Origin of the sequence: Prescottella defluvii (assembly GCF_000738775.1) — a bacterium.
Classification (GTDB): domain Bacteria; phylum Actinomycetota; class Actinomycetes; order Mycobacteriales; family Mycobacteriaceae; genus Prescottella; species Prescottella defluvii.
Genome location: NZ_JPOC01000026.1, coordinates 46129 through 60047, shown reverse-complemented (window position 1 = coordinate 60047; position 13919 = coordinate 46129). Strand labels below are relative to the sequence as shown.

Sequence of the window (13919 nt, the reverse complement as noted above, 5' to 3'; positions counted from 1 at the left end):
GGCGTGCCTGTCGTCGTGGTCACCGACTCGTCCGCCAGCCTGTCGCCGGAACTGGCGGACCGGTACGGCATTCGGGTCGTGCCCCTGCATCTGCTCAGCGGTGGCAGGGACCTGCTGGACGGCATCGACGACATCCCCGCCGATCTGACGGGCGTGACCACTTCGGGCGCCTCACCCGGCGAACTCGGCGACGCCTACGCGGCGGCGTTGGCCGACAGCGGCGGCGACGGGGTGGTCGCCGTCCACATCTCGCGGCAGCTGTCGGGGACGTGGGAGGCCGGCCGGCAGGCCGCGCAGCGGCTGGGGGAGACGGTCCGCATCGTCGACTCGGAGTCGACGGGGATGGGCCTGGGCTATCCGGCGCTGGCCGCGGCCCGCGCCGCGCGGGCGGGCGGCAGCCTCAAAGCGGTGTACCAGAAGGCGGTCGAGGTCGCGGCGCGCGGACGGACGTCGATCGTCGTCGACCGTCTGGACCACCTGCGACGCGGTGGCCGGATCGGAACCGCCGCGGCGCTGCTGGGCACCGCGCTGGCGATGAAACCGGTGCTGCACCTGGTGGACGGCAAGCTGGTGCTGCGCGAGAAGACCCGGACCTCGACCAAGGCGCTCGCGAAGCTGGTCGACGCGGCCGTGGAGCAGGCGGGTGCGGAGCGGTCCGCGATCGCGGTCCACCACTCGCAGGCACCCGAGCGCGCCGAGGAGGTCGCCGCGCAGCTGCGGGACCGGATCCCGGACGTCAGCGAGTTGATCGTCACCGAGATCGGGGCCGTGCTCGGCGCGCACGTGGGGCCGGGCGCGATCGGCGTCGTCGTGTGCCCCGGGGGCGCCGATGCGCCGCTGCCGGAACACGACTGTGGTCCTTCATCCACAGCCGATCGTTGATCCACAGGTTTTCTTTCCGGCGGGTTCTGCGGGGTGTCGCGGTCGAGGCTCGGCCCTACGGTCGTCGCCATGGGTACCGATCAGGATCGTGCTCGGGTGCGGCGACGGCTCGCCTCGGCTTCCGTGTTGCAGCCGTCGGATGGTGCCGGGCCGACCGGCCGCGACGACGGCACTTCCGATGACGTGGTGGGGCAGGATCACTCGCGCGCTTGGGCGCCCGAGTGGCTCGCCGAGGCGGACGGCTCCGCCGCCGCCCCCGAGTACGAGCGTCCGTCGGCCCGACGGTCCGCCGCCCGGCTGAATCCGGGTCGTCGTGGCGCCGCGGCACTGATCGTGGTCGCGCTCGTCGCGGCCGGGATCGCGGCGGTGACGGTGTGGCGGGACCGTCCCACCGCGCAGGCGGTGCCCCCGCTTCCTGTCGTGGAGGTGCGGGATGCGGACGGCGGGGCCGCCGTGGGCCGAGACGTCGAGAGCACCGAGAGCACCGAGAGCGCGAGTACCGCGCCGTCCTCGGCTGCACCGGGACCCGACACGCAGGTGGTCGTCAGTGTCGTCGGCCTCGTCAACCAGGCGGGGCTGGTGCTGCTGCCACCGGGGTCGAGGGTCGCGGACGCGCTCGCCGCGGCCGGAGGCGCACGACCGGGCGCGGACGTGTTGGGGCTCAACATGGCCGAGCGTGTCGACGACGGCGACCAGATCCTGGTCGGGGTGGCGCCGCCCGAGGGCGCCCCGGTCACGGTCGGCAGCGCCCGGGTGAGTTCGGGGGCGGGCGGTGGCGGCGGTACCGGAGGTGCGGCCGCGAAGCCGGTCGGCAGGGTCGACCTCAACACCGCGGGGGAGGCGGAGCTGGACGCGCTGCCGGGGGTGGGTCCGGTCACCGCCGCCGCGATCGTGGCGTGGCGGCGGACCAACGGCAAGTTCACCGACATCGCGCAGCTGGGGGAGGTGGACGGCATCGGGCCGGCGCGGCTGGCGAAGCTGCGCGATCTGGTGGTGCTGTGACCGAGCGGGAGCACCTGCTCGATCTCCGGTTGGTTCCGGCCGCGCTGGTGAGCTGGGGTGTCACGCTCCTCGGCCTGCACGGCGGATGGCGCAATGCGGCGGTGGCGGCGGGTGTGCTCGCGTTGGTGGGAGCGGCGGCGGCCGTTCCGGTGCTGCTCCGCCGTCCGGCCGGCGCCGACAGCGGATCGCGCTGGACGACGGTCGGGGCGGGGCTGATGGCGGCCGCGCTGATCGGCTCCGGGTTCGCGGCGGCGATCGCGGTGCGCACCCACGCCGTGGACGTCCATCCCCTCGCGGCCCGCGCCGAGGCCGGCGGGTCCGTCACGCTGTCGGTGGTGCTCGACGACGACCCGAAGCCACTGCGGAGCAACGGATTCGGCGGTGGGCGCCAGCTGCTGATCCGGGCGTCGCTGCGGGAGGTCACCGATCGGGGAACGCCGACGCGTGCGGGCGGCGCGGTGCTGGTGTTCGCGGAGGGCACCGAATGGGCGACCCTGCTGCCCGGACAGCGGGTGACGCTGCAGGGTCGTCTCGACACCCCGCAGCGCAGCGACCTCACCGTCGCGGTGGTGCGGGCCAGCGGTCCGCCGTCGTCCATCGACCCGCCACCGGTGGTCCAGCGGTGGGCGGGGACGATCCGGGACCGCTTGGCGTCGGCGACCGCCGCGGCGCTACCGGCCGATCAGGCGGGGCTGCTACCCGGGCTCGTCGTCGGCGACGTCTCCGCGCTGCCGCAGGAGGTGAAGGACGAGTTCACCGCGGCCGGACTCTCGCACCTCACCGCCGTGTCCGGCGCGAACATCTCGATCGTGCTCGGTGCCGTCCTGCTGGTGGTGCGGGGGATCGGGGTCGGCCCACGGGCGGGGGCGCTGGTGGCCGGTGTGGCGCTGGCCGCGTTCGTCGTCGTCGCCCGGCCGTCGCCGAGCGTGCTGCGCGCGGCGGCGATGGGCTCGGTCGCACTGCTGGCGTTGACGACCGGACGACGGAAACAGGCGATCCCCGCCCTCGCGGGCTCGGTCGTCGTGCTGCTCGCAGTGTTCCCGGCGCTCGCCGTCGATTTCGGGTTCGCGCTGTCGGTGGCGGCGACCGCCGGGCTGGTGCTGGTGTCACCGGTGCTGGTGGACCGACTCCGGGCGCGCGGGTGGCCCCGCTGGGTGGCCGAGATGTGCGCGGTGGCGGTGGCGGCGTTCGTCGTGACCGCACCGATCGTGGCCGCGATGTCGGGCACCGTCAGCGTGGTGTCGATCGCCGCGAACATCCTCGTCGCACCGGTGGTCGCGCCGATCACGATCGTCGGGGCGGTCACCGCGATCCTGGCGTCCGTGTGGCTCCCCGCGGCGACCCTCGTCGTCCGGATCGCGGGCCCGCCGCTGTGGTGGCTGCTCGAGGTGGCGGACCGCGCGGCCGCCGTGCCGGGCGGCACCGTGATCGTCGCCGGCGGGCTCACCGGAGCGCTGGTCGTCTCGGCCGCCGTCGTGCTGGCCGGGCTGGCGGCGCGGCATCGGGCCTCGCGCCGCATGCTGCTGGCACTGTCCGTCGGTGTCGCCGCGGTCTGGGTGCCGACGCGGCTGTCCCCGCCGGGATGGCCGGCGGCCGGGTGGCAGTTCGTCGCGTGCGATGTCGGTCAGGGGGACGGTCTGGTCCTGTCGGCGGGGGACGGCCGGGCCGTCGTGGTCGACGCGGGACCCGATCCGCGGGCGATGGACCAGTGCCTGCGGCGTCTCGGTGTCGACGAGATCGCGCTCGTGATCATCACCCACCTGCATGCCGACCACTACGGCGGACTCGACGGCGTCCTCGACGACCGGGCGGTGGGTGCGGTCGCGATCGGTCCGGCCGACCTGCCGGCGGGCGGCTTCCGTTTCGTCTCCGCCGCCGCAGCACGGTCGGGAGTCGGTCTGGTGCGGCTGGAACCGGGGCGAGAGGTGGTGGTGGGGGATCTGCGCCTGACGGTGCTCGGGCCGCTGATTCCGACGCCCCGTGCCCCCGCTGCCGCCGAGGATGCCGCCAACGACGGCTCGCTGGTGATCATGGCCGAGACCCGTGCCGGCAGGATCCTGCTGACCGGTGACGTGGAGGTGCCCGGCCAACAGGCGCTGCTCCGGTCGGGGATGTCGCTGCGGGCGGACGTCCTGAAACTCCCGCACCACGGATCCCGCACCACCACGCCGGAATTCCTTGCCGCGGTCCGGCCCCGGGTGGCGATCGCCAGCGTGGGCGCGGACAACTCATTCGGGCATCCGAATCCGGGCATCGTCGCGAAGGTCGCAGCGCTCGGCGCGGTGACGCAGCGCACCGACCGCGACGGCGACATCGCGGTGGTCCGGTCCGGGTCCGGGGCCCTTGCGGTGGTGGCGCGCTCTCATGGCACCATCGTCCGGTGAGCACCTCTACGCGGCCCGAATCACTTCACCTCGTTCTCGGTGACGAGGAGTTGTTGGTGGAGCGGGCGGTCGCCGCGGTCATCGCCGCCGTCCGGGCCGCGGCCGGTTCGGCCGCCGAGGACATTCCGGTGTCCCGGTTGCGCGCGGGGGACGCCAGTGCGCCCGAGTTGGCGGAGCTGCTCAGCCCGTCGCTGTTCGCGGAGGACCGGGTGATCGTGCTCGAGGCGGCAGCCGAGGCCGGCAAGGACGCGGTGGCCCTCGTGCAGGACGCCGCCGCGGACCTCCCCGAGGGGGTGGTGCTGATCGTGCTCCACTCCGGCGCCGGCCGGGCGAAGGCCATGGCCGGGGTGCTCCAGAAGTCGGGTGCCACCGTGCACCAGTGCGCCAAACTCAAGCAGGGGGAGCGGGCCGGCTTCGTGCGCGGCGAGTTCCAGGCGCTGGGTGTCCGCGTCTCGCCCGAGGTGATCGAGCTGGTCGTGGAATCGGTCGGCTCCGATCTGCGGGAACTGGCCGCCGCCTGTTCGCAGTTGGTGGCCGACACCGGCGGCAAGATCGACGCCGGCGCCGTCCAGCGGTACTACTCCGGTAAGGCCGAGGTGTCCGGCTTCGACGTCGCCGACAAGGCCGTGGCCGGCGACCGGCGTGGCGCGATGGAGGCCCTGCGGTGGGCGATGCATCGCGGTGTCCCGCACGTCCTGCTCGCCGATGCCCTCGCCGATGCCGTGCACACCATCGCGCGGGTCGGTTCGGCCGGCCGCGGCGATCCGTTCCGGATGGCGTCGGAGCTGGGCATGCCGCCGTGGAAGATCAAGAAGGCGCAGGGGCAGGCGCGGGGGTGGGACCCGGCGTCGATCGGCGAGGCGTTGCGGGTGGTCGCCCAGCTCAATGCGGACGTCAAGGGCCAGGCCGCGGACGCCGACTTCGCCGTCGAGTGGGCGGTGCAGCGGGTCGTGGCGCTCCACGGCGGCCACTGAACGTGGACTGACAGGCACCGAAGGCGCCCAGCTAGCGGGACTCGGCGGCACCGGCGTGGCGTCGACCGCCGTCCGCACACGAAGAAAAGCCCCCGATCGATGATCGGGGGCTTTTCTCTACAGAGCTTGCGACGGCGGAACCGTCAGAAACTTGTCAGAGAGAGTTGGCGACCTGCGCGAGCGCCGACTTCTTGTTGGCTGCCTGGTTGGCGTGGATGACGCCGTTGCTGGCTGCCTTGTCGAGCTTGCGGCTGGTGGCGACGAGGAGCTCGTTGGCCTTGTCCTTGTCACCGGCTGCCGCGGCCTCGCGGAAGGAACGGATCGCCGTGCGCAGCGAGGACTTGACCGACTGGTTGCGGAGTCGGTTGCGCTCGTTGGTGCGGATCCGCTTCACCTGGGACTTGATGTTGGCCACGCGTAAAATCCTGTCGTCTTTGCTGGTTACTGTCGAAAAGCTCTGGGCACTTGAATGTACCGACGCACGACACTACCAGCATCCGCGCCGCGATCTCAACCCGGCGGCCGTCCGCCCCGGCGGATCGACGGCGCCGACGGCCGGGTGGGCGGTCCTCGGGCGCTCGGGCATCACTCGGACATATCGATTCGGACGGCGACACGCTCCAGATCGCGCAAACAGACCAACTTGTACGTAAAGTCCCGCCCGACAGCGAAATTCAACATCGGGTTCGAGAGGTGGGTGGGTATGTCGACAGCACAGGAAATTGCGGAAAAGGAAGAGATTTCCGATCTAAAGAAGTACTTGGCGGAAGGTATCGGCACTTTCGTTCTGGTCTTCTCGGCGATCGGCACGGCGGTCTTCGCCGGGGCCAGGGTCGGCCAGCTCGGGATCGCGCTCGCGTTCGGTCTCACACTGATGTTCCTGGTCTACTCGATCGGCCCGATCTCGGGCTGCCATGTGAACCCGGCGGTGACGCTGGGCCATTTCATTCTCGGGCGCATCTCGGGTGCCAAGGCCGGCATCTACGTGTGTGCGCAGGTGGTCGGCGGTCTTGCCGCGGGCCTGGCGGTCTACACGATCGCCCAGAGCCTGCCCACCTACAGCCGTGCCGAGGACGGCCTCGCCGCCAACGGCTGGGGTGTGCACAGTCCTTCGGCGGAGTCCGGCCCGCTGGGCCAGCTGGTGGTGTCGGGCTACGGCATCGGCGCCGCCATGACGGTGGAGATCCTGCTGACCGCGCTGCTGGTCTTCGTGGTGCTGGCGTCGACCGACCAGCTGTCCGACGTTCCGCTGGCGGGTGTCTCGATCGGCTTCACGTTGGCGGTGATCCACCTGATCTCGATTCCGATCGACAACACGTCGGTCAATCCGGCCCGCAGCTTCGCCGTCGCGCCCTTCCAGGACGGGGCGATGGGGCAGGTGTGGTTGTTCATCGTCTTCCCGCTGATCGGTGGTGCGCTCGGTGCGGTCATCTACCGCGCCCTGTTCGGTCGTTTCGACCGGCTCAACGACTGACAGACTGACACGGACAGGCGCGGGGCCCGGTGCACGTTTCGTGCGCCGGGCCCCGCGTCGTGTCGAGGGTGGATCAGCTCCAGCTGTATTCCGCGCGCAGTCGCGCGGCGACGGTCTCGAACCGGGTCCGGTCGAGGACGGCGCCCTCGCGCCGGATGCCCGCTTCCGGGACGTCGAGGACGCGATCGAGCCGCACCCAGCTGGGGCGGTGCTCCGAATCCCAGGTGCCGGCGCCGAGCGCCAGCCAGTTGCGGTCGTCGTCGCGCCCGCTGTTCGACGACAGCATCAGACCCAGCAGGGTGTGGTGGTCGCGCCCCACGACGAGGACCGGACGGTCCTTGCCCTGGCTCGGGTCGTCCTCGTACGCGACCCACGTCCAGACGACCTCGCCCGGATCGGCCCGGCCGTCGAGGTCCGGGGCGTACTCGACCCGGCGGGCCCGGTGCGCGGTGGGCGCCGAGGTGCGTGCGGCGGGGCGGCCGGGTTCGGCCGCCCGGTGCGGGGATCCGCTGATCGCGTCGGTCGCACGTTTGACAGGCGCACTGTTCTGTAGCTGCTTCAGCAGCTTCGGACCCTCGCGTCGTGCGATGCCGCCGAGTTGTCGACCGATCTCTGCCCATCTCGAAGCCATGTCATCAAACTAACGGCGGCGTTCGCGGCGCACCGATCGTCGTGAATAATCCGTGCGCACGGTCCGGCGGACGGCGTCGGCCCGAACACTGGGGGAGGGCGTTTCTGTGGGCGCAGCACTACGCGGGGCCGTGTGGCTGACGACGGCGGTTCTGGCGGTTTCGCTGGCCGGTGGAGGCGCCGCCCACGCGGGCACGCCGGTCGTGCCGGCACCGGCGGCGGAATCGGCACCGGCCCCCGGTGAGGACCTGGTGTTCGTCGCGCTCGGCGACTCGCGCGCGTCCGGGCCGCGGCTGCAGCCCTCGTACCCGGACGACTGCTCGCGGTCGTACGTCAACTACGCCGGCAAGATCGCCGCGGCGCTCGAGGTGGCCGAGTTCACCGACGTCTCCTGCAGTGCGGCCCGGGTCGAGAACATTCTCGACACCCCGCAGATCCTCCCGGGCCGGAATCCGGTGCAGGTCGACTCGGTCCGCCCCGACACCGACCTCGTCACGCTGTCGGTGGGCGGCAACGATTCGAACAACCTGCCGCTCGGGATCCTGTGCGTGGCGCCGGCGCCGGGCATCGACCGCGGTTGCCGCAACGATCCGCTCACCCGGTACGTCGCCGGCTCGGGCATCGAGCGGGCGGCCGTCGGGCTGGACCGGGTGCTGGTGGCCCTGACCGCGCGCGCCCCGCAGGCCCGGATCTACGTGATCGGGCAGGGCGGCACCATCGGCCCGCGAGGCTGCTGGCCCAACATCCCGTTCTCGGACGCCGACGCGGCCTGGTACGCGAGCTACTTCGCCGACTACAACCGGGCGTTCGCGGAGGTGGCCGCCCGGCACGGGGCCCGCGTCGTCGACATCGCGACCCCGGCGCTCGCCGGCGGGCACGACGCGTGCGCCGCCCCCGCGGACCGCTGGTTCGAGGGCATGTTCTCCGAATCTGACGCGCAGCGACTGCACTTCACCCACGCCGGGATGTCCGCGGTGGCCGATCGGGTGGTCGCGGACATCGTCGCGGACCCGATCGGCGCCCGATAGAGCGGCCCCGGCGACCCTGGATGTGTACGCACACCGGTGTTCAAGGGATGATGGGAGGGCGCGGGAGGCAGTCGATGCCGGACCGGGCCGGTACAGGTGCGCGAGTGAGACGAGGGAATAGGGCTTGACCAGGAACTTCGCAGAAAAGACATTCACGGATCCGTCGAAGATCCGGAACTTCTGCATCATCGCGCACATCGACCACGGCAAGTCGACGCTCGCCGACCGGATGCTGCAGCTCACCGGTGTCGTCGAGGAGCGCGCGATGCGCGCCCAGTACCTGGACCGCATGGACATCGAGCGCGAGCGCGGCATCACGATCAAGGCGCAGAACGTGCGGCTGCCGTGGACCGTCGAGCACGAGGACGGCAGCACCGAGGAGATCGTGCTGCACCTGATCGACACGCCCGGTCACGTCGACTTCACGTACGAGGTGTCCCGCGCGCTCGAGGCCTGCGAGGGTGCCGTCCTGCTCGTGGATGCCGCGCAGGGCATCGAGGCGCAGACCCTTGCCAACCTGTACCTGGCGATGGAGAAGGAACTCACCATCATCCCGGTGCTCAACAAGATCGACCTGCCCGCGGCCGACCCGGACCGGTACGCCGCGGAGATCGCGCACATCGTCGGCTGTGAGCCGGGGGACGTGCTGCGGGTCTCCGGTAAGACCGGCATCGGTGTGAAGGAACTGCTCGACGAGGTCGTCAAGCAGGTGCCCGCCCCCGTGGGTGACGCCGACGGCCCGGCCCGCGCGATGATCTTCGACTCGGTGTACGACACCTACCGCGGCGTCGTCACGTATGTGCGTGTGGTGGACGGCAAGATCCGTCCCCGCGAGAAGATCACCATGATGTCGACGGGCACCACCCACGAACTGCTCGAGGTCGGCATCATCTCGCCCGAACCCAAGGCCACCGAGGGACTCGGTGTCGGCGAGGTCGGCTACCTGATCACCGGCGTGAAGGACGTCCGCCAGTCGCGGGTCGGCGATACCGTCACCACCTTCCGCAACGGTGCCACCGAGCCGCTGGTCGGCTACCGGGACCCGAAGCCGATGGTGTACTCCGGCCTGTACCCGATGGACGGCTCGGACTATCCGGTGCTGCGCGACGCCCTCGACAAGCTGCGGCTCAACGACGCGGCCCTGGCCTACGAGCCGGAGACGTCGGTGGCGCTGGGCTTCGGTTTCCGCTGCGGCTTCCTCGGCCTGCTGCACATGGAGATCACCCGCGACCGGCTCGAGCGCGAGTTCGGTCTGGATCTCATCTCCACCGCACCGAACGTGGTGTACCGCGTGACGATGGAGGACGGCACCGAGCACGAGGTGACCAACCCGTCGTACTGGCCCGAGGGCAAGGTGCGGGAGGTGTACGAGCCGATGACCAAGTGCACCGTCATCGCGCCGAGTGAGTACACCGGCGCGATCATGGAACTGTGCCAGTCCCGCCGCGGTGAGCTCGGCGGCATGGACTACCTGTCCGAGACCCGCGTCGAGTTGCGTTACGCGATGCCGATGGGCGAGATCATGTTCGATTTCTTCGACGCCCTCAAGTCGCGGACCAAGGGCTACGCGAGCCTCGACTACGAGGAGTCCGGCGAGCAGCAGGCCGCGCTGGTGAAGGTGGACATCCTGCTGCAGGGTGAGGCCGTCGACGCGTTCAGCGCGATCGTGCACAAGGATGCGGCCTTCGCGTACGGCAACAAGATGACCACCAAGCTGCGTGAGCTGATTCCACGCCAGCAGTTCGAGGTGCCGATCCAGGCCGCGATCGGCTCGAAGATCATTGCGCGCGAGAACATTCGGGCGATCCGCAAGGACGTCCTCGCCAAGTGCTACGGCGGTGACATCTCCCGTAAGCGCAAGCTGCTCGAGAAGCAGAAGGAAGGCAAGAAGCGCATGAAGACCATCGGCCGCGTCGAGGTGCCGCAGGAGGCCTTCGTGGCGGCGCTGTCGAACGAGGCTGTGGCCGACAAGCCGAAGGGCAAGTAGGAGGTTCACACGATGATCGGCACCTGGTTGACCCGCGAACTCGGGTTGGAGGTGCCGATCTTCGGCGCCCCGATGGGTGGCCGCGCCGGCGGCGAACTGGCCGGTGAGGTCACTCGGGCGGGCGGACTCGGTCTGCTCGGCGCGGCGCGCTACGCGACACCGGAATGGATCGCGGCGGAGTCGGCGATCGCCCGCGAGATCGGCGGTGGGCTGCTCGGCATCGGCCTGATGACGTGGTCGCTCGACGTCGACGACTCGTTGCTCGACGCGGCGCTCGCCGAGAGGCCCCGGGTGGTGTCGCTGTCGTTCGGCGATCCGGCGCCGTACGTCGAACGGGTGCACGCGGCCGGCGCGCTGGCCGTCTCACAGGTCAACACCGTCGAGGATCTTCGCGTCGTCGAGCGGGCGGGTGTCGACTTCGTGATTGCGCAGGGCGGCGAGGCCGGCGGGCACACCGGACGGATCGGCACGCTGCCGCTGCTGCAGGAGGTGCTCGACGCGACGAGCCTGCCGGTGCTGGCAGCGGGTGGCATCGGCACCGGTCGCGGACTGGCGGCCGTCATCGCCGCGGGAGCGGAGGGTGCCATGATCGGGACCGCCCTGCTCGCGAGCCCCGAGACGATCGGCCCGGAGTACGCGCGGCAGAAGCTGATCGAGGCCGGCAGCGCCGACACCGTCTACACGTCGATCTTCGATCAGGCCCGCGATCAGCCGTGGCCGGCCCGCTGGGGCGGTCGCGCCCTCGCCAACGACTACACCGCGAAGTGGCACGGACGCGGCGCGGACAACGAAACCCTCTCGGCTGCATACGATCCCGCGGACACCGGCGTCGGCGTGGTGTATGCCGGCGAGGCCGCGGGTCTCGTCACGTCGGAGCGTCCGGCCGGCGACGTCGTGCGCACCATCGCGGCCGACGCGGAGCGGTTGCTCCGCCGGACCTACTGACGACCGAACTACTCGGGGTGGTGACAGACCGCCTCGACGTTGTTGCCGTCGGGGTCGCGGACGAATGCGCCGTAGTAGCCGGGGTGGTACTCCGGCCACTCGCGCGGCGCGTGCAGCACCTCGGCGCCGGCCTCGACTGCGGCGGCGAAGAACGCGTCGACCGCGGCTCGGGTGTCGGCGACGAACGCGATGTGATTCTCCCGGAAGCCGGCGTCGGCGGGCACCAGCGGGCTGATCCAGAAGTCGGGGTGCGGTGGCACACCGTAACCGATGACCTGCCCGTACTCCATGATCCGGACCCCGCCGAGCGGGGCGAGCGCTCTGTCGTAGAACGCCGCGCTCGCCGCGGGGTCGGCACATTGAATTCCCAAGTGATCCAACATGTGTCGATCGTGGCACAGGCCACGTGAGTTCGCGGCGATTCGCGGCGGTCCGCGCGACCGTCAGGAGTGCCCGTGTGCCGGCTGGAACGTTCCGGTGTGGCCGGACTCCTCGGCGCGGATGACGTGCACGACGGCGTTGATCAGTGCCAGGTGGGTGAAGGCCTGGGGGAAGTTGCCCAGGTGCCGGCCCGTCCGAGGGTCGATCTCCTCGCCGTAGAGCTTGAGGGGGCTCGCGAACGCGAGGAGTCGTTCGCACAGGTCCTGGGCGCGCTTCACCTCCCCGATCTCGACGAGCGCGGACACCAGCCAGAACGAGCAGATCGTGAACGTACCCTCCTTCCCGGACAGCCCGTCGTCGGTGGATTCGACCCGATAGCGGAGCACGAGTCCGTCCTCGGTGAGTTCGTCGGCGATCGCCAGCACGGTCGCCTTGACCCGGTGGTCGTCGGCGGGCAGGAACCGCAACAGCGGCGCCAGCAGCAGGGAGGCGTCCAGGGACGGATGACCGTAGCGCTGGGTGAACACCCCGCGGTCGTCGACACCGTGCTCGAGGATGTCGGCCTTGACCTCGTCGGCGATCTCGGTCCACTGCGCCGCGAAGGCCTTCTCGCCGTGCAGGGTGGCGAGTTTGGCGCCGCGGTCGAGCGCCACCCAGCACATGATCTTCGACGACGTGAAGTGCTGCGGTTCGCCGCGCACCTCCCAGATCCCGCGGTCCGGTTCGCGCCAGTGCTCGACGACCTCCTCGATCTGCCGTAGGAGCAGCGGCCACAACGTCTCGGGGACCTGGTCGCGGGACCGGACGTGCAGGTACACCGAGTCGAGCAGGGTGCCCCAGATGTCGTGCTGGTTCTGGTTGTAGGCGCCGTTGCCGATCCGCACGGGCAGGGCCCCGTCGTAGCCCTTCAGGTGCCCCAGTTCCTCCTCGACGAGGGTGTGCTCGCCGCCGACGCCGTACATCACCTGCAGCGGCGCCGGGTCGCCGTTGTCGGACTGGGCCGAGTCGAAGATGAACGAGAAGAAGTCGTTGGCCTCGCGGTCGAGGCCGAGGGTGTACAGACCCCAGAGCGCGAAGGTCGAGTCCCGCACCCAGGCGTACCGGTAGTCCCAGTTACGTTCGCCGCCAGGTGTTTCCGGAAGTGACGTGGTGGGTGCGGCGAGCAGCGCGCCGGTCGGTGCGTAGGTCAGCCCCTTGAGGGTCAGTGCACTGCTCTGCAGGTGGCTCCGCCACGGATGGTCGGGGAAGCGTCCGATCGTCACCCACTGCCGCCAGCACTCAGTGGTCTGCCACATCTTGTCGGCCGCTTCGGCGAAGCTCTTGGGGGCCTGCATCTCCGACCAGGACAGTGCGACGAAAGCGTTGTCGCCCTCCACCATGCGGGAGCGGGCCCGGGCCTCGCGGCCCTCGACCCCGAGACGCAGGTTCGACGTCAGCCGGAGTGTCGGATGCTCGCCGTGGGAGGCGCCGCGGCACGTCGCGGTGGCCTCCTCGTAGACCTTGCCGGTGTACTCCCAGTGCGCCGGGGCGCGGTGGTAGTCGAACGCCGGCTCGCAACTCATCTCCACCTCGACGGTGCCGCTGACGCACTTGACGGTCCGCAGCAGGATGTGTTCGGCGTCCCAGTCGGACGGTGTCCGCCGGCGCGTGGGTGAGCGTTGTTCGTTGGCGTGCCACGGGCCCATCACGAGTGCGTCGCGCACGATCAGCCACCCGGTCTGGGTCTGCCACGTGGTCTCCAGGATCAGCCCGCCCGGAAGGTAGCGGCGCGCGGACGGCACGTTCTGGCCGTACGGTCCGATCCGGAAGTGGCCGGCGCTGCGGTCGAGTATCGCGCCGAACACGCTGGGGGAATCGGGGCGCGGGACGCACATCCACTCGACGGCGCCGTTGCGTGCGACCAGGCAGTTCGTCTCGCAATCGGACAGGAAGGCGTAGTCGTCGATCGGGGGGAAGGCGCTGCGGCGCCTCGGTGCCACCTCGTCGGAATCCGCGATGGGCGTGGTGACGGGCTGTTCGGCCTGAGACGTCATCACCTCATCATCGACCCGGCCGTCCGTCCGCGTCCACCGTTCGCGAGAGCTGCCCTGATTTCATCCCTCGGCATCCGCGCCGACGTCTGCTACGTTCTGCGACGTGCCTGTTGCCACCCCTCATCGCGTCCGCCACGAACTGGCGTTGATTGCCGTCGGCGGGCTTGCAGTTGCGGACGTTCACTGTCGCTGACGCGAT

General features: G+C 70.7%; 13 protein-coding genes. 9 read left to right on the top strand and 4 right to left on the bottom strand.

The features are described 5' to 3' along the window. Window positions 1–3: 3 nt before the first annotated feature. The 4 genes from IJ15_RS0110560 to holA all read left to right on the top strand — a co-directional run bounded on the left by IJ15_RS0110560 (window position 4) and on the right by holA (window position 5242). Window positions 4–882, top strand: coding sequence for a DegV family protein (locus tag IJ15_RS0110560; RefSeq protein WP_031938304.1), 879 nt, complete (start codon window positions 4–6; stop codon window positions 880–882). A gap of 69 nt (window positions 883–951) precedes the next feature. Beyond that, a complete protein-coding gene (locus tag IJ15_RS0110555) occupies window positions 952–1884 on the top strand; it encodes a helix-hairpin-helix domain-containing protein (RefSeq protein ID WP_031938303.1) in 933 nt (310 codons plus the stop codon). Next, entirely contained in the window at window positions 1881–4268 is a 2388-nt protein-coding gene (locus IJ15_RS0110550) for a DNA internalization-related competence protein ComEC/Rec2 (RefSeq protein WP_031938302.1), read from the top strand. The genes IJ15_RS0110555 and IJ15_RS0110550 overlap by 4 nt, the downstream gene beginning before the upstream one ends. Continuing rightward, a complete protein-coding gene (gene holA, locus IJ15_RS0110545) occupies window positions 4265–5242 on the top strand; it encodes a DNA polymerase III subunit delta (RefSeq protein ID WP_031938301.1) in 978 nt (325 codons plus the stop codon). The genes IJ15_RS0110550 and holA overlap by 4 nt, the downstream gene beginning before the upstream one ends. Window positions 5243–5396: 154 nt before the next feature. Here the strand turns inward: holA and rpsT are convergent, their stop codons facing one another. Further along, on the bottom strand, window positions 5397–5657 hold the full coding sequence (rpsT, locus tag IJ15_RS0110540; protein ID WP_031938300.1) for a 30S ribosomal protein S20: 261 nt from the start codon (window positions 5655–5657) through the stop codon (window positions 5397–5399). Window positions 5658–5945: 288 nt separating this feature from the next. Between rpsT and IJ15_RS0110530 the strand changes: the two genes are divergently transcribed. After that, window positions 5946–6716, top strand: a complete 771-nt coding sequence (locus IJ15_RS0110530; protein ID WP_031938299.1) for an aquaporin — start codon at window positions 5946–5948, stop codon at window positions 6714–6716. A gap of 73 nt (window positions 6717–6789) precedes the next feature. On the opposite strand, the gene IJ15_RS0110525 is transcribed toward IJ15_RS0110530, so the two are convergent. Then, window positions 6790–7347: a type II toxin-antitoxin system PemK/MazF family toxin gene (locus IJ15_RS0110525; RefSeq protein WP_031938298.1), complete on the bottom strand. Its 558-nt coding sequence runs from the start codon at window positions 7345–7347 to the stop codon at window positions 6790–6792. 106 nt (window positions 7348–7453) lie between these two features. On the opposite strand from IJ15_RS0110525, the gene IJ15_RS0110520 reads away from it, so the two are divergent. The 3 genes from IJ15_RS0110520 (at window position 7454) to IJ15_RS0110510 (ending at window position 11306) form a co-directional block, all read left to right on the top strand. Beyond that, window positions 7454–8374, top strand: coding sequence for an SGNH/GDSL hydrolase family protein (locus IJ15_RS0110520; RefSeq protein WP_231569492.1), 921 nt, complete (start codon window positions 7454–7456; stop codon window positions 8372–8374). 124 nt (window positions 8375–8498) lie between these two features. Next, entirely contained in the window at window positions 8499–10361 is a 1863-nt protein-coding gene (lepA, locus tag IJ15_RS0110515) for a translation elongation factor 4 (protein WP_031938296.1), read from the top strand. A gap of 12 nt (window positions 10362–10373) precedes the next feature. After that, window positions 10374–11306: an NAD(P)H-dependent flavin oxidoreductase gene (locus IJ15_RS0110510; RefSeq protein ID WP_031938295.1), complete on the top strand. Its 933-nt coding sequence runs from the start codon at window positions 10374–10376 to the stop codon at window positions 11304–11306. A gap of 8 nt (window positions 11307–11314) precedes the next feature. On the opposite strand, the gene IJ15_RS0110505 is transcribed toward IJ15_RS0110510, so the two are convergent. Beyond that, on the bottom strand, window positions 11315–11689 hold the full coding sequence (locus IJ15_RS0110505) for a VOC family protein (RefSeq protein ID WP_031938294.1): 375 nt from the start codon (window positions 11687–11689) through the stop codon (window positions 11315–11317). A gap of 60 nt (window positions 11690–11749) precedes the next feature. Then, complete coding sequence (locus IJ15_RS0110500; protein ID WP_031938293.1) at window positions 11750–13720, bottom strand: glycoside hydrolase family 15 protein; 1971 nt, start codon at window positions 13718–13720, stop codon at window positions 11750–11752. 103 nt (window positions 13721–13823) lie between these two features. Here IJ15_RS0110500 and IJ15_RS27060 point away from each other — a divergent pair, with 103 nt between their 5' ends. After that, the gene (locus IJ15_RS27060; protein WP_407984082.1) at window positions 13824–13913 is read left to right on the top strand and encodes an Ms4533A family Cys-rich leader peptide; all 90 of its coding nucleotides are present in this window, start codon (window positions 13824–13826) and stop codon (window positions 13911–13913) included. Window positions 13914–13919 lie beyond the last annotated feature (6 nt).

Coding starts and splice junctions, on each gene's coding strand:
- IJ15_RS0110555 (WP_031938303.1), top strand. CDS start 952: ATGGGTACCGATCAGGATCGTGCTCGGGTGCGGCGACGGCTCGCCTCG.
- IJ15_RS0110530 (WP_031938299.1), top strand. CDS start 5,946: ATGTCGACAGCACAGGAAATTGCGGAAAAGGAAGAGATTTCCGATCTA.
- IJ15_RS0110525 (WP_031938298.1), bottom strand. CDS start 7,347: ATGGCTTCGAGATGGGCAGAGATCGGTCGACAACTCGGCGGCATCGCA.
- IJ15_RS0110510 (WP_031938295.1), top strand. CDS start 10,374: ATGATCGGCACCTGGTTGACCCGCGAACTCGGGTTGGAGGTGCCGATC.
- IJ15_RS0110505 (WP_031938294.1), bottom strand. CDS start 11,689: ATGTTGGATCACTTGGGAATTCAATGTGCCGACCCCGCGGCGAGCGCG.
- IJ15_RS0110500 (WP_031938293.1), bottom strand. CDS start 13,720: ATGACGTCTCAGGCCGAACAGCCCGTCACCACGCCCATCGCGGATTCC.